Genomic DNA, 19,146 nt, shown 5'->3' with positions numbered 1-19,146 from the left:
CTATCGAATAAGATTAATTATTTTTAATATTTTATTAAATCTTGTATAAAGACACAAATTGTCTTGTATGTTCCTTAACTAAATCTTCCCATGATATTTCTGTTATTGTATCATCGCTTAATAATTCAACTGTAAATGCTCCTAAAAGGCTATTTATAAGGGTAATAGCCATTATTTCTGGCTCTCCTTTTATTACATCTTCTTCATTTAACTTTTCAAAATAATCTTTGAGAACACTTATTAACTTTCTTGAAAGCTTAAGTTTAATAAATTCTTTCTCATTGTCTGCTAACTTCATTTGAACCTTATAAAGCTTTGTATTTTGAATAAATAGATTATAAATTCTATTTGAAATCATCAACATAGCATCTTCAAAAGTCAATTCCTCTGTATCATTTAATATATAGTCAACATGTGAGTCAATTACATAGTGTTCTGTAGTTACTTGAAATAAATTGCTTTTAGATCCAAAATGTCTAAAAATAGTCAATTCATTAACACTAGCTTCCTCTGCAATCTGCTTTGTAGTTGTAGAGTAATATCCTTGTTCAGAAAATAATTTTAAAGCTACTTTCATTATCTTTTCACTTGTTTCATTGTTATATCTCATTATTTTTTCTCCTTTTTTTAGCAGTTTCAGAGTAAGTGATTCCTTACATTTATCTCTATTAATATATTATACTATTTTTATTTCTTTCTCAATAGCAAGAAATCCTGTTAATATATTAATAAATTCATTAGGCTTTTCATACATAGATGCATGACCACAATTTCTAATTAATACATATTTAGCTAAAGAAATATTATCACAAATGTATTCTTGATCAGGTATTGGTGTTATAAAATCAAACTCACTACTAACAACTAAGGTGTTAGCCTTTATTTCATTTAATCGCTCTCTAACATCATATCCCTCTGCACTCTCTATAAGCCTTACCATTCCATTTAAAAAGTCTTCTTTAAATACCCCATATAGAAGCTCTCTTCTTTTATTCATCCAATCTATATTTTTTGTATAAAATATTGGTGAATATACAATAGGTATAGTTATATTATAAAAAATTTCTGGATCCTTTGTAAGTGCTGCTTTAAGCCATCCTCTTCCAATATCATGTAACCATGGGTTAGTATAACTTGTAGTGTTAAATAGCATAAGCTTATTTACTAAATTATTATATTTTAATGCAAATTGTAATGCTACTTCCCCACCATAAGAAATCCCAAATATGTTCACTTCCCCTAGACCCAATTCATCTATTACAGTCTTAACCACTTCAACCTGTAAATCTTGCTTATAGCTTTTATCCATTTTATCTGACTTACCTTGATCAAAAAAATCTAAAAGTATAACTTTATTATCTTTTGTTAATTGAGGTAAGAATGCTGACCAACTCATATGTGACATCATAATCCCATTAAGAATTATAAGTGGATTACCTTCACCATGAACTTCATAGTAAATATTCTTATTGTTATATTTTATAAATGGCATATTTGCTCCTCCATTAACTTTATATTAATAAATTAAGCCCATTTCTTTTGCCTTATTTAAAAGTTCTTCTCTAAATTTGGGATGTGAAATTTCAATTAGCCTATTAACTCTTTCACTAATAGTCGTTCCTCTTAACTCTGCAATACCATATTCAGTAACAACTAAGTCAACGTCATTCCTTGATAAACTTACTGCTGCTCCTGGTTTTAAGAACGGAACTATCTTTGATATCTCTTCCCTTTCCCCTGTTTCTTTATTTTTAACCATTGCTGTTGAATATAAAGCTATAAAAGAACGTCCATTCTTAGATCTTTGTGCTCCTATAGCTGTATCAGCTTGTCCACCTGTTCCGCTAAATTGAACTGCTCCTATTGATTCCGATGCACATTGTCCAGTTAAATCTATTTCTATTGTTGTATTTATAGAAACTTGATTATCATTTAATCCTATTGTATATGGATCATTAGTCCAATACCCATCCATTATTAGTACAGATGGATTATCATTTATAAAATCATAAAGTTCTTTAGTTCCAAGAGCAAATGCTGCTATATGTTTTCCTTTATATATATTTTTATTTTTTCCTGTAACTACCCCAGCTCTTATAAGCTTCATCATCCCAGTTGTAAACATCTCTGTGTGAATTCCTAAATCTTTTTTATCCATTAATGATGCCGCTACTGCATTAGGTATTCCTCCTATTCCTAGTTGAATACAATCTCCATCATTAATTCTATCAGCTATAAATTTTCCTATTTTTAAATCTTTTTCATTTGGCTCTACCTCTAGAAGCTCTGGTACTTCATAATCAGTTTTTATCATATAATCTATATCATTTACATGAACTTCTACATCTCCAAAAGTCCTTGGATAATTCTCATTTATTTCTAGTATTACTAGGTCAGCAGCCTCCAGCATTCTTTTCTCATACACATTGCTTAAAGATAAAGAAACATATCCATGTTTATCTGGCAAAGTTGCAGTTCCCATATATATATTAGGCTCTTTATGAGCTAATCTTTTTACTGCTGCTAAGTGTAAATGGTTTGGTATAAATGAAATATTTCCATTTTTATGAGCTTTTCTCATTGCAGCTGTATAAAACCATCCATCCATTCTAAAGGAATCTTTATATTGTGGATTAAAAAAATACTCTGCCATTTCCATCGGTAAACATGTAGTAACTGTAACATCTTCTACTTTATCACTTATAGTATGAAGATTTCTTAATATTTCTCTTGGCTCTGCAGCTGCAAGACCTGAAACAATTATATCACCTGTTTTTATCTTTGTTAAAGCCTCTTCAACTGTTATATATTTATCTTCAATTACGTCTTTTGATTTAATTGTTTGTAACATATTAAACCCTCCCATAAGTTTTGTAAACTATCAGCCAAATCAGCTTGGCTGATAGTTATAAATTCTTATTATTTTCCTAATATATCATTTATGCTCTTAAATCCAACATATGGTGCCCAACCTGTTGGACTTGTTAAATCCATCTTTGCTAGAGACATTTCTTGTGTACCAAGTCTCTTACCACCTGAAAAATCTATTGATCCTCCAAATGGATTCTTTATAGGTTCTTTTTCCATAGCTTTTATATAATTTTCCCAAGTTAGTTCACCTTCGACTTTTTCTAAACCTCTTACAAAGAAATCAGCTGCTATCCATCCAGTCATTGCATATGCATTTCCTGAAAAATCTTGAGTTGAAGTCTCCTTAACCCATTTTTGGAACTCAGCCATAGCTGGTGTAGTTACATCAACCCAAGCATTTCCATAAATATCAAACTTACCTGCTACGTCTGCTTTTACAGCCTCAACCATAGTTTTATCTACGTTTACATAAGTAGTTATAGCTGGTTTAGTGTTTCCTTGCTTTGCAAGCTCCTTAGCTATTTGTGGGAATGTACCTTGAATACCAGCAATTATTACAGTATCTACATTTGCATTCTTTATTTTTGTTACTGCTGATGATACATCTTCAGCACCTGGAGCTACTTGCTCACTTATAACTTCAATTCCACCCATATTCTTAGCTTCTGTCTCAACACCCTTAACTAAATCTTTACCAGCATCATCATTAGTGTATATTACACCTATTTTATCTGCTTTAAATTCACCCTTTGCCCAAGCAGCCATTATACGGCCTTCCATTGGATATACAGGTTGTACTGGGAATATATTATCTCCTTGTCCCTTTGTAGCATTTTCGTTATATAATATACCTGTTCCTGTTGCAAAGTAAACTGATGGAATACCTATTTCTTTAAGGTCATCTAATGTTGCTCCTACAACTGGAGTTCCAAAATGTCCAACTATAGAGAATACTTTCTCATCATTTACAAGCTTATCTAATATAGCTTTACCTTTTTCTGGATTAAATTCATCATCTTGATGCACATACTCTATTTTTCTTCCCTTAACTCCCCCACCTTCATTTACCATTTTAAAGTAAGCTTCTATACCTGCTTTAAATGGCACTCCTACTGGAGCAAAAGCACCTGAAGTTGCTATACTATTTCCTACCTTTATCGATGTTTCAGTAACACCTTGCGCTGCCTCTTCTTTTTTACCACAACCAGCAAAAGCCATCGTTAGTGTAAGTGAAGCTAAAAGTAATGCAATTTTTTTTCTCATAAAAATTCCCTCCACATATTTTATTTAAATATATTTTACTTATATTAAGGATTTCTCCCTAAAAACTTTATTCCCCTCCAAGATATGCTTCCAATAACCTCTTATCTTGGATTAATTCACTAGCCTTACCTTTCATACTTATCTCTCCAACTTCTAGTACATATGCATAATCTGCTATCTTTAAAGTTTGAAGAGCATTTTGTTCTATTATTAGAACTGTTGTACCTTCTGAATTTATTTCCTTTACAATTTCAAATATATTTTTTACTATAAGAGGTGCTAACCCTAAAGATGGCTCATCTAGAAGCAATACCTTTGGACTTGCCATTAAAGCTCTTGCAATTGCAAGCATTTGTTGCTCTCCTCCACTTAATGTTCCTGCTAATTGTTTTTTTCTTTCTTGTAATATTGGGAAATATTTATAAACTCTATCAAAATTTTTAGCTATTTCCTTCTTACTCTTTACTGTAAAGGCTCCTATTCTTAAATTTTCTTCAACTGTTATATCAGGGAAAATTTGTCTTCCTTCTGGCGATTGGACCATTCTTAATGATGTTATTTTTTCTGGAGATAGCTTAGTTATATCTTTTCCATAAAAATTTATACTTCCACTTTCAGAACTAACAATTCCTGATAAAGTTTTTAAAGTAGTAGTTTTACCTGCTCCATTTGCTCCGAGTAAAGCAACTATTTTTCCTTCTGGAACTTCTATATCTATTCCCTTAAGTGCCTTTATACTTCCATAAGAAACAGTAAGATTATTTATCTTTAATGCTAAATTTTCCATCTTACTCATCCTTTCCTAAATAAGCTTCTTGTACATCTTTATTAGACTGTATTTCTTTTGGAGTTCCCTCTGCTAGTTTTTTCCCAAAAGATATTGCACATATACGATCACAAATATCCATAACTAATCTCATATCATGCTCAACTAATAAAATGTTACACTTATACTCATCTCTTATATCTTTAATCAATTTTGCTAATTCTAATGTTTCAGTATCATTTAATCCAGCTGCTGGCTCATCTAAAATTATTAATTTTGGATTACTCATAAGAGTTCTTCCAAGCTCTATCTTTTTTAATATTCCATAAGGTTGTCCACCAGCAAGTTCATTTTTTTTGCTTTCTATTCCTAAAAAATTCAAAATCTTTTCTGCCTTTTCTATATTTTCTTTTTCTTCCCTTTTAGATTTTCTAGTTCTAAGAGCATTTGAAAATAATCCTGATTTATATGAAATATGCGCACCTATAAGTAAGTTTTCAAGTAGGCTTAAGTCTTGAATTAATTCAACATTTTGAAAGGTTCTAACTAATCCAAGCCTAATAATGTCATGTGTATTTTTTTCTACTAAATTTACATCCTCATTTTTTATTGATTTAAATATAACCTTTCCATTATTAGGTTTATAAAATTGTGTTATACAGTTAAATACTGTTGTTTTACCAGCTCCATTTGGACCAATTAATCCATATATTTCTCCTTCATTAATATGAAAGCTTAAGTCATCAACGGCTTTTAATCCTCCGAAAGCTATAGATAAGTTTTCAACCTTAAGTGTTTGCGTTAAGCTCATTTACTTTCACCTTCTTCTTATTAATATATTTTTTAATATCTTTTCCTATATAGATTAATCCATTTGGATAGAACAGTATTACAACTATTATCAGTATTCCAGTAAATATATAAGCTAGTCCATCTATACTACCTATTACAGGTAATTGCTTTAGTATTAATTCTGGAATTCCAAAAACTATTATCGATCCTATTATAGGTCCACTTATAGTTCTTACTCCTCCAATAACTATTACAGCTAATATTTGTAATGATAAAAGTAAGTTCCATGTAGCAGGATAAGAGAATCTTATAAAGTGAACATATAACACTCCACCTAATGAAGCATAAACTGTTGCTATTGCAAATGCTGTAAGTTTATACTTTAAAAGGTTAATTCCCATTGCTTGTGCTGCTGCTTCACTAACTCTCATAGTTAAAAGAGCTCTCCCTGTTGCTGAATGTATAAAGTTATCTGTAAGTATCATAACTATAACTAGCAACACTACAATTAATATAAAAGTAGTATCTCTATCTAATGTTATTCCAAAAAGGTTTGGATATCCTGCCCTCTTACCTGAAAAACCACCTGTTATATTGTCAAATTCAATAAATATCTTTTTAAATATTTCTGCTACCGCTAATGTTGCTATAGCTAGATACATTCCAGAAATTCTTAAAGATACAAGTCCTATTAAAAGTCCTATTAAAAGTGGAACTACTATAGATATTATTAAAGATACTAAAAATGGAAGCTTTAAATCATCAGTTAGATATGCTGATAAATATGCTCCAAGTCCCATAAACCCTGCAGTACCTAATGATATTAATCCTGAATATCCCAAAAGAACATTAAGCCCTATAGCTACTATTGCATAAAACAGTATTGTTCCAAATATAGTTACAGTTGAACTTTTTATAATTCCAATTTGTTGAAGTAATGGCAATAAAGCTAATACAACTCCAAATAAAATATATTTGATATATCTATTTTCTAAGAGTTTCTTCATTTCTTTTTTCCTCCTATACCTTCTTTATTATTTTCTTTCCTATTATTCCGTTTGGTCTTAAAACTATGAATAATAAGATTAATGTAAATAGTATAGGTTCACCCCAAGTTGATGAAACATAATATATTAATACATTTCTTCCAAGTCCAATTATATAAGCTCCTATTACAGGCCCATAGAAAGTTTGGAATCCACCTAATACACAAGCTATAAGTGCATTAGTTTGAACATTATCCATCATAGAAACATTTACTGTAATTGCTGGTGCAAGCATTAGTGCTGCTAAAGTTCCTAAAGCTGCTGCTATTGCCCAAGCTCCCATTGTTACTAATGATGTTGGAACCCCCATAAGTCTTGCTGTTTGTTCATTTGATGCTGTTACTCTTACTGCTAGTCCCCATTTTGTATTTTGTAAGAAATAGAATAGTACACCCATTATTACTAATCCAACTATTATATTTAATAAAGCATTATAAGAAATTGATGCTCCAAATATATCTATAGCTCCACTTTCTATAAACTTTGGAAAATTCAAAGGTGTTGAACCAAATATCATAGGTGCTACTCCTAAGAAAAGCATTATTACTCCAAAAGTTATGATTTGCTTTGCTACTGGTGATGTTTTTTTAGCTTTTCTTATAATTACTACATCTACTAATACCCCTGATACAAAAGCTGCTATCATACCAACTATTGCAGCTGCCCATGTTGGTAATCCAAAATGTATAAAAGCAAATGTTGCAACAAAAGCATTAAACATACCTATGGAACCTTGAGCAAAGTTAGTAGTTCTACTTGTTCTAAAAATTATTATTATACCTAATGCTGCTAAGGCATATACACTTCCAGTTTCTAAACTACTAAATAATATTTGAAAAAATGTATCCATGCTTTAACACTCTCCCCATTTTATTACGTTGGCAGACCATACATATCCTATACCAGCAGCTATCATTAAAACTACTGATCCATCTTTTACCTTTCCTTCTTCTATTCCAAGCTTTAATGAAAGTATTTGATCTACTTGTCCCATGTGTCCATAATTTGATAGATAAATTGATTGATCTTCTCTTAAACCTAAATCTTTTAGCATTACATCATGCATTGATTTCTTAAAGTGGAGAATCGCACAATAATCTATATCCTCTCTTGTTAAACCTGATTTTTCTAAAGCCTTATCAATACATTCATACCAATTTGGCATTGAAATAGCATTTAAACCATCTTTCATATGCTTTGCATCCATTAATCTTAAAGACTTGTAGCCTTCTTCAACATTATTTGAAGTAAATGGCTTTGCTATTCCTCCAATTTCTACTCCAGCATCCCTTGAAAATGTTCCATCTGCTTTTATATGTGATCCTAATACAAGGTTTTTCCCAGCATTTCTCTTTAATATTATAGCTCCACCACCTGCTGATAGGTTGTACATCATAGACATATTTGGATCAGAATAATCAACAAAATCTCCATTTCTATATCCACCAACTACCATTATTGTATTTATATTCTCGTCTGCAACTAGCATATCCTTAGCTATTTTCAAAGCAGATACAGTAGTACAACATCTATTTTGAACATCTATTCCCCAAGCATTAACAGCACCTATTTTACCTTGTATATAAAGTGCTGATGTTGTAAGTGGGTATTCTTTCCATTCTTCACCCATACATAAAATTACGTCTATCTCTTCTGGAGTCATATTTGCATCTTTTAATGCGTCTAAAGCTGCTCTAACACCCATTTCTTGAGTCCCATCATTTTCTCCTGGTATAGTTTTTTCAATTATACCTAATTTTTTAATTACAGCATCTTCACTCCAAATACCATTTGTAGCCTCTGAAATTTCCTTTGCTATCATTTTTGTTTCTGGTATATACAATCCTAATCCTACTATTCCTACATTAATCATATTAATCCCCCATTCCAATAACCTTATAGTATGTAAGTATTTACTTTCATACTAATTGTAAACCTTTTCCGGTTTTCTTGTCAATATAACTTTCCTAATTTTCTAAATATTCTCAATGAAATATTTTTACTACATTCTTTTTGATAATTTGCTAAAATATTCTATAATACTTTCACAACTTACCATTTTGGTTATATATATAACAATCTTTTTCTATAGTTAATAAAGCAGAATGATATTATTATCATTCTGCTTTATTTTTATTTCTTTATATAAATTTATTTATTTCTTTTAGCAAGTTATCCATACAGTCTATCATTGGTGAATGTCCAGAATTATTAAGTATAACTATCTTTGAATTTTTAATGTGCTTATTTGTATCTTCTGCCATATACATAGGTACTACAAAATCTCTATCTCCTTGTAATATTAAAACAGGTGCCTTAACTAGTTTACATCTATCAGTACCTTCATTTACTCCATTACTTTCATTAGTCATATTAAAATGCGCCAGTGAATAATCTACATCTACTAAGTTTCTTTGAGTCATCATATCTTCTAAATACTCATCATATAACTCATCATTAGGTTTGTTATGAGTGTAAATCACCATATTCCAAAGCATTCTATAATATTCCTTATTTCTACTTGCTAGTGCATCTAATACAGGTTTAACCTGTATAGGATCTTCTGCTATTTCTTCCTTAGTTTTTAATAACTCACTTGTAGGATTTCCATCTTTATCTTTTTTATATATAGGATATCCTTTAACCCCTACTGACTCTATTAGCACTACTTTTTCAATCTTATCTGGACAATTAGCTGCTAGCTCTAATGAAACCCCTCCACCAGTTGACCATCCAATAGCAGAACATGATTCAATATTCATTATATTTAAAAATTCTTCTATATCTTTAGCAAAATCATTTAATGAATTAATTGGATTTTTATAGCTTGACTCTCCAAAACCCCTCATATCTACCGCAAATATTTTGTACTTATCTTTTATCTCATCAATAAAAATATCCCAATGCTTAGAAGATGACATATTTCCATGAATAAGAAGTAAAGTTTTATTTCCTAATCCAGCCTCTCTATATGCTATAGTTTCACCATTTGACAAATTCACCTTTTTTAATTCAACAGTATTAACCATGAAGAACCCCTCCCACTCCACGTAAGTAATCGCTTACATATGATAACTCTATTTTATTATATTAATTTACAACTTACAATAGTAAATTTATATATTTGCTAAAAATACTATATTTTAGTAAATTATAAGGCTATATAATAATTAAAATCATTATATAGCCTTTATTGTTAAATATAGTTTTACTTTTCTAAATAATTTATAACATGCTTTATTATCATATTTATACTTCCATCACCATTTCGTTGTATCTCGAACCTACTAGCATCATTGTATGCTTCTTCATTTATGTATAAGTCTATGTCTTTATCAATTTTTAATCTTACCCTTTTTAACTTTTTCTCAACCCATTGCTTATCTATAGATACCTCATCCTCTAATCCATGGCTTTTAATAAAATTAGAAAAATCATTTTTTATTTGTGGTTCTTCTTTAAATAACTCATGAGAAATTTCATCTATATTTATTGTATCTTCTTCTTTCAATTTTGCTTTAACAGTAGTTCTTATTCTCTCAGCCTTGTCTGCATCTTCTACTATATTACTTCTAGTCCAGTTTTCTGTAGCCTTCAAAAAAGTTTTAGTCATATCTCTTTCATTATTTATTATTGAACATCCTAAAAAATTGCTTATAAAATAGTTTGCTCCATATGCTTCCTCTTCTTTACTCTTTTTTTGTTTATCTATTACCATAAGATTATATGCTTGATTTTCTCTTATAGGTTTTATAAAGGCTGCTTTTTGTATTCTTTGGCTACTTGCTGGAAGTCCTGCTGATTGTGGTACTATACCTATTCCTATTTTATTCTCTATAAACTCTACTTGATGAGTAAAATTCTTAACATAATCCATCTTAAGTATACCAATCATAGGTCCTTGATCTGTTATTAATGATATTACTATCAAATCACAAGAAGGAATATTAACATTTGCTTTCATTATTATAAATAACTGCCTTGCTAATTCTTGCGATAAATTAATTAAATTATCATCTATTCCATTTAAATAATCTTGAACAAGCTCCTTTACTATATTTCTTTCTGGATTAAAAATAGCATATTTTAGTTCCTCATCCTTAAAACATTTTTCTATATGCCTATGAAGAAATTTATAAATATCTTCATTTAGTTCAAGGCTATACTCATTTAAAATAGGCTCATCTGCATTTGAATCTACTATATGAATAACTGCTTCTTGTATATTTATATCATTTATATATTCCATTATTAATCTTTAGTAGAAGGCTAATTTATAACGCATTCTACTAAACTTCACCACCTTTTCTCTTATGCACATATTATTATCTATAATTTATTTTAAGTTTTCAATTACATTTACTACTTCTTCTAAATTATCTAGCTTTTTGAAGGCTAGCTTTTCTATTTCCTTACTAGGTTCTTTTAAATCAGGTATAATTATTGGAATCATCATAGCTTTGTTTGCTGCAATGGTCCCTGCTTCAGAATCTTCTAAAACAATACATTTACTTGTATGTACATTTAGCTTATTTGCAACAGTTAAAAAAACTTCTGGATCTGGCTTTGATTTTTTAACTTCATCACCACATAATATATAGTCATAATAATCATAAATCTTTGCTTCTTTCAATAATTTATAAGCAACTTCCCTATTAGATGATGTAGCAACAGCTTTTTTAATTCCTTTACTAGTTAAATACTCTAATAACTCTTCTATTCCCTTCTTTTTCTCTACTTCTCCATTTAATATTTTAGACAAATAAATTTTATTTCTTTCCATTATATAATCATCTACATTTATTTTATTTGCAAACTCCTTATTTAAAGTATTTCTAACACTTTCATGATTAGTTCCAAGTAACTTATATAATAAATTTAAATCAAAATTTATGTTAAACTTATTAGCAGCTTCTCTCCATGACTCATAAGAAAGTCTTTCTGTATCAAATATTAATCCATCCATATCAAATATTACTAGTTTTACATTTTCCATTGCAATTTTCCCCCAGTCATTTCTTCATTATATATTTTATAATAAAACTTACTAATTTTTAACCTTTTATTTAATCTATATTTTATTAGCAACTTAAATCTATTTATAAAAAAGGATTTATACCTCTTTGAGCTTTAATCTCTAAAAGAATATAAATCCTAATTTTTGTTTTAAATTTGTTTTTTATCTATTGTTGTACTTTCCTTTTTCTGATTATATATACACCTATTGCTATTATTAATATTCCAATACTACCTAATACTATAGGTGAGTTTCCTCCTGTACTTGGTAAATTAGAATTACCTTTGCCAACATCACTATTATTACCATTATTTTTATTACTGCTATTTGTGTTATTATTATTTGTTGTTGTATCCTCTTGTTCTTTGTTATCATCTTCATTTCCTGAGTTTCCAGAACCATTACCATTAGATGAATCTTTTAATACAAGTGATTCTATTGAATTATTTAAATTATTTGTTGCATTATTTACAACAGCTTGATTATCTATTGATATATTTTTATCTTCCATAATTGTTTTAGCTTCATTTAAAGCTTTATTAAATCTTTCCAAGCTCTCACTTGTGTACTTATTAACATCAATACCTACTGCTTTATCAATTATATTTTTAAGCTCGCTCTTATCAGCTACTTTTATAAGTGCTTCTAAAGCCTTATTTAAATTTTCTACTACAACATTAACTTCTTCTTGAGTAACTTCTTCATTATCTTTTACACTATTTGCTACTTCTAATACTTCTAAAAGACTTGTTTTACTATTTTCAGTATATTCATTTAAATTAACTTTTTCTGCAGATATAATTGTGTTATAAAGACTAGACTTATCTGCCTTTAACTCTAATTTCATCATAGAATTATATAGAGTTTTGTAAGCTTCATATATTTCAAATTCTGATACTTCTTCTAACTCTAAAATAACTTTTGCATTAGCTAAAGCATTTTTAAATTCATCCTGGCCTTTGCTTAGATATCTATCTAACTTAATAGCTTCAGCCAGTTTTACTATATCATCAAGAGTGTTTTTATCTCCAATTGGAAGACCTATCTTTCTATATTCTTCTAAAATATTATTATATCCTTGTGCAACTTCTTGTATACTTGAATCCTTATTCTCATATATAGCTAATGCTTCTTTTATAGCTTTATTAAATGAATTCTTAAATTCTTCATCTACGTTATCTAATTTTCCCTCTTTAATCTTAGATCTAGCATCTTCAATTGCTTTATTAAGATTAGTTTTATCTATTTTAACTAATTCATCTTTTGCTAGATTTAATTCATTATAAGCATTAACAAGTTCATCTTTCTTAGCTTCATTTCCCATACTAGATACTTTCACAGCATTTTCATAAGCTTGAACAAACTTATTCCAAGTAGTAGTTTGATAATGAATGTGATCTGCTATATCTTGTCCCTTATCAATTATAACTTTTGAATCTTTAATAGCATTATTTAATTGTTCTATTTCAGCACTATAATTTGGAAGTTCTACTGGTGTACCACCAAGAGCTACGATTCTTTCATTAAATTTAATTATTTGTTGTCTATCATTTTCAATGTCTAATTTAGAAACTGCTTCTTCAGCATAAGCTAAATTTGCAGCAGTTTTTCTTTGCTCTGCTCTTGTAATAACAGTATCAACCTTAGAATAAACAGATTTTAATACAGCTTTACCTAAATAGCTTTTAGAATCATATAGCTTTAAATTTTCAGCTACCATTTGAGCAATATTTGCATCTACTGCATCATCATTGTTATGAATAATAGATTCATAAACAAGTGTTGGTATTGTACCAAGAGTTGCTGTAGTGAATTTATTTCCAATAAAAGTATTTGCATTTATAGTATTATCTATAACTGGTGAGTTAATTTTATTTGTTAATAAAACAACTACTAAATTACTTTCAGGATCTATAACAGTTAAGGTACCCGTCCATCCTTGATGTCCAAAAGTATTACTAGATGATTGTGTACCAAAATACCATAATCTACCGTTATCTCCTTCTCTCCACCAACCTAATCCCCAAACTGGACTAGACGCCTTTCTCTTTGTAAATTCTTCTATAGTATTTTTAGAGAAGAATTTATTATTTCCATATCCACCATCGTTAAGCATAACTTGAGCTAATTTAGCTAAATCTTCAGCATTTGCAAATAATCCTGCATGTCCTGAAACTCCATCCATTGAATAATAAGCTTTTTCATCATGAACTTCGCCTTGAAGTGTATAGTCACGAATATTTTCAAAACTTATAGCTCCATCTCTTGTATTTCCATTAAGTTCAGTTGCTGCTATATTATCCTTTTCAAATCCCTTTTGTAATGGATTATATACTATATTATTTAATCCTAATGGCTTATAGAATGTATTCTCTACATACTCATCTAGAGCCACTCCTGTAACCTTCTCAACAATAAGTCCTAAAAGCATATAATCTACATCAGAATATACAGTCTTTGTTCCTGGTTCGTATTGTAGAGGTGTCTTTAATACCATTTGCAAAGTAGTAGCTTTATCTTGTGAATATAAAGGATTATCTACATTTTTATCAGGCTTTTGAGTTGCTTGATTAAATTTATTATTATGATATTGTGGATCTGCTGGAAATCCCCCCTGATGTTCTAAAAGATTTTGTATAGTAAGATTATCCTTACCCTTTATTGGATCATTAGCTCCATCTGCAAATTTGGGAAAATACTTAATTATCTTATCTGTAATATTTATTCTTCCGTCACTAACAAGCTTTTGAATAGCATAGTTTGTTGCATACATCTTTGTATTTGATGCTAAATCATAAAGAGTTTCAGTTGTAACCTTTGCTGAATCTGTTTTTGGTGTTCCATCTTGGTTATAAGAGTTTACATTACCGTAAGCACTATTTTTAACCATAACACCATCTTTAATAACTGCTAATTGAGCACTTGTGAATCCATACTTAACATCATTATTAATCATAGTATCAATTAAATCTAAGGTACTTTGATTCATTCCGACTGATTCGGTATTGCATTCTATAACCTCTGGATATGGTATTTTTACTGATATACCATTTTTTATAGCAGTATTTTTAGGCTCTATATTTGTAACTTGTATGGTATTTCTTCCATTCTTGGCTACTTGAGAATAATCAACCTCAAAAGTTGTTCCTGAGTTAATAAAAATTTCAGTTGTATCCATTTCAACGCCATTTATAAATATTCTTGCAGATGTAACTCCTTGTGAAGCTTTGATATATACCCTTCCTTGATTTTGATATCCATTGAATGTATATAAGTTATTTACTATTAATGTATCATCAACATATCCTAAGCAATCTGGGAAAGCAATATCTGCTTGCCAATCTGCATTTGGAACTTCTGATAATTTAGATGAAGAAATCTTAGATAAATCCCTTTCTGCTTCATCACCAACTGTTATATTATCTACTCTAGCCTTTAGTTCATTAATAATAGTTTTATTTGTATCTACTTTGTTTATTTCTTCTATTGCAGCATAGGCATACTCAATAGTAGATTGAGCCTTACGTTCTTCTGCTCTTGTTACCATTGTATCAACTACAGAATATGCAGATTTTAAAACTGCTTCTCCTTGATAATTTGAAGGGTTATATAATTTTAATTTTTCTGTTACCATAGTTGCAAGGTTAGCATCTATTGCTTCTTTATTACCATGCTCTATTGATTCATAAACAAGTGTTGGTACTGTACCAAGAGTTGCTGTAGTGAATTTATTTCCAATGAAAGTATTTGCATTTATAGTATTATCGATAACTGGTGAGTTAATTTTATTTGTTAATAAAACAACTACTAAATTACTTTCAGGATCTATAACAGTTAGGGTACCTGTCCATCCTTGATGTCCAAAAGTATTACTAGATGATTGTGTACCGAAATACCATAATCTACCGTTATCTCCTTCTCTCCACCAACCTAATCCCCAAACTGGACTAGAAGCCTTTCTCTTTGTAAATTCTTCTATAGTATTTTTAGAGAAGAACTTACTATTTCCATATCCACCATCGTTAAGCATAACTTGAGCTAATTTAGCTAAATCTTCAGCATTTGCAAATAATCCTGCATGTCCTGAAACTCCATCCATAGAATAATAAGCTTTTTCATCATGAACTTCACCTTGTAGTGTATAGTCACGAATATTTTCAAAACTTATAGCTCCATCTCTTGTATTTCCATTAAGTTCTGTTGCTGCTATATTATCCTTTTCAAATCCTTTTTGTAATGGGTTATATAATATATTATTTAATCCTAATGGCTTATAGAAAGTTTCTTCTACATATTTATCTAAGTCCATTCCAGTTATTTTTTCAACTATGAAACCTAAAAGCATATAGTCAACATCTGAATATACAGTTTTACTACCTGGCTCATATTGAAGTGGTGTCTTTAATATCATTTCTAAAGTGGTAGCCTTATCTTGTGAATATAAAGGATTATCTACATTTTTATCTGGCTTTTGAGTTGCTTGATTAAATTTATTATTATGATATTGTGGATCTGCAGGGAATCCCCCTTGGTGTTCTAATAAATTCTGTATTGTTAAATTAGCTTTTCCTTTTATTGAATCATTAGCTCCATCTACAAAGTTGGGAAAATACTTAGTTATCTTATCTGCAATATTTATTTTTCCATCACTAACAAGCTTTTGAATAGCATAGTTTGTTGCATACATCTTTGTATTTGATGCTAGATCATAAAGGGTTTCAGTTGTAACCTTTTCTGAATCTGTCTTTGGTGTTCCATCTTGGTTATAAGAGTTTACATTACCATAAGCACTATTTTTAACCATAACACCATCTTTAATAACTGCTAATTGAGCACTTGTAAATCCATATTTAATATCATTATTGATTATAGTATCGATTAAATCTAAAGTATTTTGATTCATTCCAACTGATTCTGCATTGCCTTCTATAACTTCAGGGTATGGTATTTTTATATTAACTTTACCTGTCTCAGGTACAAAATTTGTAACTTGTATAGTATTTCTATCGTTTACTGAAACATCTGAAAAATCTATTTCATAAGTTGCTCCATTATTTTTGCAAGCTTCGGTAACATCAATTTCTTTACCATTTATAAATACTCTTATGCTTTGCAATCCATCAGTACATGTAATATATAATTTTCCTTGTCCTTTATATCCCTTAAAAGTGTACATATTATTGACTATTAAAGTATCATCTACATAATTTAAGTAATCAGGAAAAGTTATATTAGCTTGTAATCCTGAATCATTAATAGAGCCATCTGACACACTAACATTTCCATAATTAATTTCATTTGCTTTAACTTTTAATGTAGGTGCAGATATCATAGATGACATGAATGTTAAAGCTATAGCAATGCTGAATAAATTTTTATTACATTTCAAATTTACCACCTTACCTTCCAATCTATCTCATTTTATGTTATATACTACTTTAATTAATAGTTATCTATATAAATTATGCATTTCTAACATCAGATTCCTTTATAACAAAATAAGTTATGATAAAACCTGCAACTCTTCATCTTCTTTATAATTAATTTATTCTACCTCCCTTCTCTAAAGCCTTAGTCCAAACTTCTATTACATCTGCAATTTGTGTCAAAGCATTTCTTACTGATTGAATTACCTTTTCACCTCCTCAAGATAACGTTTACTTAATATGTATATTTATTTTTTATATGTATTCTATTAAATTGCTTAATATTAGAATCATAATGTTCATTTACAAAGGCAATGTATAAAATATCTATTAAATTTAATTGTGCTATTCTAGAAGAACTTACACCTTTTCTAAATATTAATTCTGTTATAGCTACCTACAAATTATAATCTGCTATTTTACCTATAGGAGAACTATCTGATCTAGTAATTGCAATAATAGGAGCATCAATTTTCTTTATGCCCGTTGCACATTTAATCACTTCTTCTATAAGCTCCGAATAACTGATAAATATTACAGTCTACTACAGACTCTGGATTCTTTAATAGATAATTTATTATTTCCCTCTCAGTTTCACTTGACTTATTTATATATTCTTATAATTCTACAATTACGCTTTTCATAAGGTAATCTCCATCTTCAAATAAATCCTAGCATCTAAAAATTATCTCTTTAATATAATACCATATTATGGAAATTTTATTTCAAAATTTGATTAGTTTTATCATTTTGCTATTTATTTGATGATATTTTCCTTCAAATAATAAATTTAATAAAACTATGATTGAAATTTGTAAAAATAATATTCAAATTTATTTATACATAAAAATTTTACCTAAATAGTTATAATATTTATGTACTAGAAATTAAATTCTAATTTTTTTGTTTCAATTAAATTTATTTTGAGTTATAATACTATTGACAAGAATAAATATGTAAAGTATATGTTCTTACTAAATTTTAGCTTTACAGCTTAATTATAATAAAATTTAAAGTTATGGAGGTTTATACCATGTTAGTTTCAGCAAAAGAAATGTTAAACAAGGCTAAAGCGGGAAAATACGCTGTTGGTCAATTCAATATCAACAACTTAGAATGGACTAAAGCTATTTTATTAACTGCTCAAGAAAATAATTCACCTGTTATTTTAGGAGTTTCAGAAGGAGCTGCTAAATACATGTGTGGTTTCAAAACTATAGTTTCAATGGTAAACGGAATGATGGAAGAGTTAAAAATCACTGTTCCTGTTGCAATACACCTAGACCATGGTAGCTATGATGGAGCTTTAAAAGCTATGGAAGCTGGATTCTCATCAATAATGTTTGATGGATCTCACTATCCAATAGATGAAAATATAGCTAAAACAACTGAAATGGTTAAATTAACTACTGAAAAAGGAATTTCTTTAGAAGCAGAAGTTGGTTCAATCGGTGGAGAAGAAGACGGAGTTGTAGGTGCTGGTGAAATAGCTGATGCTGCTGAATGTAAGGCAATTGCTGACTTAGGAGTTACTATGTTAGCTGCTGGTATCGGTAATATCCACGGACAATATCCTGAAAACTGGAAGGGATTAAGCTTTGATGCATTAGAAGCTATAAGCAATTCTACTAACAATGTTCCTCTAGTATTACACGGTGGTACTGGAATTCCAGAAGATATGATTAAGAAAGCTATCTCTTTAGGAGTTGCAAAAATCAATGTTAACACTGAGTGTCAATTAGCATTTGCAGAAGGCACTAGAAAATATATTGAAGCTGGAAAAGACCTACAAGGAAAAGGCTTTGACCCAAGAAAGCTTTTAGGTCCAGGATTTGAAGCTATAAAAGCTACAGTTAAAGAAAAAATGGAATTATTCGGATCAGTTAACCAAGCTTAATTCCATAAAATATAAAGGTAGAAACACATTGTTTCTACCTTTTAGTTTATCTAATTTTAAATAACCTT

At 29.5% G+C, this 19,146-nt stretch carries 14 protein-coding genes; 1 reads left to right on the top strand and 13 read right to left on the bottom strand.

All coding sequences use genetic code 11. The features are described from left to right. Window positions 1–34: 34 nt before the first annotated feature. The 13 genes from ACZJV1_RS03885 to pbp4b all read right to left on the bottom strand — a co-directional run bounded on the left by ACZJV1_RS03885 (window position 35) and on the right by pbp4b (window position 17,144). Window positions 35–610 (bottom strand): TetR/AcrR family transcriptional regulator, encoded by a 576-nt coding sequence (locus ACZJV1_RS03885; protein WP_460286271.1) that lies wholly within the window; start codon window positions 608–610, stop codon window positions 35–37. 66 nt (window positions 611–676) lie between these two features. After that, the gene (locus ACZJV1_RS03880; RefSeq protein ID WP_460286270.1) at window positions 677–1,492 is read right to left on the bottom strand and encodes an alpha/beta fold hydrolase; all 816 of its coding nucleotides are present in this window, start codon (window positions 1,490–1,492) and stop codon (window positions 677–679) included. Between the two features lie 24 nt (window positions 1,493–1,516). After that, on the bottom strand, window positions 1,517–2,851 hold the full coding sequence (locus tag ACZJV1_RS03875) for an acetyl-CoA hydrolase/transferase family protein (protein WP_460286269.1): 1,335 nt from the start codon (window positions 2,849–2,851) through the stop codon (window positions 1,517–1,519). A 68-nt stretch (window positions 2,852–2,919) separates the two neighbouring features. Next, window positions 2,920–4,134: an ABC transporter substrate-binding protein gene (locus ACZJV1_RS03870; protein ID WP_460286268.1), complete on the bottom strand. Its 1,215-nt coding sequence runs from the start codon at window positions 4,132–4,134 to the stop codon at window positions 2,920–2,922. Window positions 4,135–4,201: 67 nt separating this feature from the next. Next, window positions 4,202–4,921, bottom strand: coding sequence for an ABC transporter ATP-binding protein (locus ACZJV1_RS03865; protein WP_460286267.1), 720 nt, complete (start codon window positions 4,919–4,921; stop codon window positions 4,202–4,204). A gap of 1 nt (window position 4,922) precedes the next feature. Continuing rightward, window positions 4,923–5,711: an ABC transporter ATP-binding protein gene (locus ACZJV1_RS03860; RefSeq protein WP_411169940.1), complete on the bottom strand. Its 789-nt coding sequence runs from the start codon at window positions 5,709–5,711 to the stop codon at window positions 4,923–4,925. After that, the gene (locus ACZJV1_RS03855; protein WP_463651510.1) at window positions 5,689–6,699 is read right to left on the bottom strand and encodes a branched-chain amino acid ABC transporter permease; all 1,011 of its coding nucleotides are present in this window, start codon (window positions 6,697–6,699) and stop codon (window positions 5,689–5,691) included. Before ACZJV1_RS03855 ends, ACZJV1_RS03860 begins: the two co-directional genes overlap by 23 nt. A 13-nt stretch (window positions 6,700–6,712) precedes the next feature. Then, window positions 6,713–7,588 carry a branched-chain amino acid ABC transporter permease gene (locus tag ACZJV1_RS03850; protein WP_411169938.1) on the bottom strand — a complete coding sequence of 292 codons (876 nt, stop codon included), beginning with the start codon at window positions 7,586–7,588 and terminating at the stop codon, window positions 6,713–6,715. A gap of 3 nt (window positions 7,589–7,591) precedes the next feature. Beyond that, window positions 7,592–8,611, bottom strand: coding sequence for a 3-oxoacyl-ACP synthase (locus tag ACZJV1_RS03845; protein ID WP_463651509.1), 1,020 nt, complete (start codon window positions 8,609–8,611; stop codon window positions 7,592–7,594). A 268-nt stretch (window positions 8,612–8,879) separates the two neighbouring features. Beyond that, on the bottom strand, window positions 8,880–9,767 hold the full coding sequence (gene phaZ, locus ACZJV1_RS03840) for an intracellular short-chain-length polyhydroxyalkanoate depolymerase (protein ID WP_463651508.1): 888 nt from the start codon (window positions 9,765–9,767) through the stop codon (window positions 8,880–8,882). A gap of 179 nt (window positions 9,768–9,946) precedes the next feature. Further along, window positions 9,947–10,987, bottom strand: coding sequence for a nucleoid-associated protein (locus tag ACZJV1_RS03835; RefSeq protein ID WP_463651507.1), 1,041 nt, complete (start codon window positions 10,985–10,987; stop codon window positions 9,947–9,949). Between the two features lie 87 nt (window positions 10,988–11,074). Then, on the bottom strand, window positions 11,075–11,734 hold the full coding sequence (locus tag ACZJV1_RS03830) for an HAD family hydrolase (protein ID WP_463651506.1): 660 nt from the start codon (window positions 11,732–11,734) through the stop codon (window positions 11,075–11,077). A gap of 187 nt (window positions 11,735–11,921) precedes the next feature. Then, on the bottom strand, window positions 11,922–17,144 hold the full coding sequence (gene pbp4b, locus ACZJV1_RS03825; protein WP_463651505.1) for a penicillin binding protein PBP4B: 5,223 nt from the start codon (window positions 17,142–17,144) through the stop codon (window positions 11,922–11,924). A gap of 1,070 nt (window positions 17,145–18,214) precedes the next feature. Here pbp4b and fba point away from each other — a divergent pair. Then, the gene (gene fba, locus ACZJV1_RS03820; RefSeq protein WP_411169931.1) at window positions 18,215–19,078 is read left to right on the top strand and encodes a class II fructose-1,6-bisphosphate aldolase; all 864 of its coding nucleotides are present in this window, start codon (window positions 18,215–18,217) and stop codon (window positions 19,076–19,078) included. The last annotated feature ends 68 nt before the right edge of the window (window positions 19,079–19,146 follow it).

The sequence above is a fragment of the Clostridium sp. LS3 genome, assembly GCF_055330225.1.
This window is presented reverse-complemented; position numbering and strand designations above follow the sequence as displayed.

Bases quoted from the DNA above. Each gene is read 5' to 3' on its own strand.
- ACZJV1_RS03855 (WP_463651510.1), bottom strand. From the start codon at position 6,699: ATGAAGAAACTCTTAGAAAATAGATATATCAAATATATTTTATTTGGA.
- ACZJV1_RS03880 (WP_460286270.1), bottom strand. From the start codon at position 1,492: ATGCCATTTATAAAATATAACAATAAGAATATTTACTATGAAGTTCAT.
- phaZ (WP_463651508.1), bottom strand. From the start codon at position 9,767: ATGGTTAATACTGTTGAATTAAAAAAGGTGAATTTGTCAAATGGTGAA.
- ACZJV1_RS03860 (WP_411169940.1), bottom strand. From the start codon at position 5,711: ATGAGCTTAACGCAAACACTTAAGGTTGAAAACTTATCTATAGCTTTC.
- fba (WP_411169931.1), top strand. From the start codon at position 18,215: ATGTTAGTTTCAGCAAAAGAAATGTTAAACAAGGCTAAAGCGGGAAAA.
- ACZJV1_RS03835 (WP_463651507.1), bottom strand. From the start codon at position 10,987: ATGGAATATATAAATGATATAAATATACAAGAAGCAGTTATTCATATA.
- ACZJV1_RS03830 (WP_463651506.1), bottom strand. From the start codon at position 11,734: ATGGAAAATGTAAAACTAGTAATATTTGATATGGATGGATTAATATTT.
- ACZJV1_RS03885 (WP_460286271.1), bottom strand. From the start codon at position 610: ATGAGATATAACAATGAAACAAGTGAAAAGATAATGAAAGTAGCTTTA.
- ACZJV1_RS03875 (WP_460286269.1), bottom strand. From the start codon at position 2,851: ATGTTACAAACAATTAAATCAAAAGACGTAATTGAAGATAAATATATA.
- ACZJV1_RS03845 (WP_463651509.1), bottom strand. From the start codon at position 8,611: ATGATTAATGTAGGAATAGTAGGATTAGGATTGTATATACCAGAAACA.
- ACZJV1_RS03850 (WP_411169938.1), bottom strand. From the start codon at position 7,588: ATGGATACATTTTTTCAAATATTATTTAGTAGTTTAGAAACTGGAAGT.
- ACZJV1_RS03865 (WP_460286267.1), bottom strand. From the start codon at position 4,921: ATGGAAAATTTAGCATTAAAGATAAATAATCTTACTGTTTCTTATGGA.
- ACZJV1_RS03870 (WP_460286268.1), bottom strand. From the start codon at position 4,134: ATGAGAAAAAAAATTGCATTACTTTTAGCTTCACTTACACTAACGATG.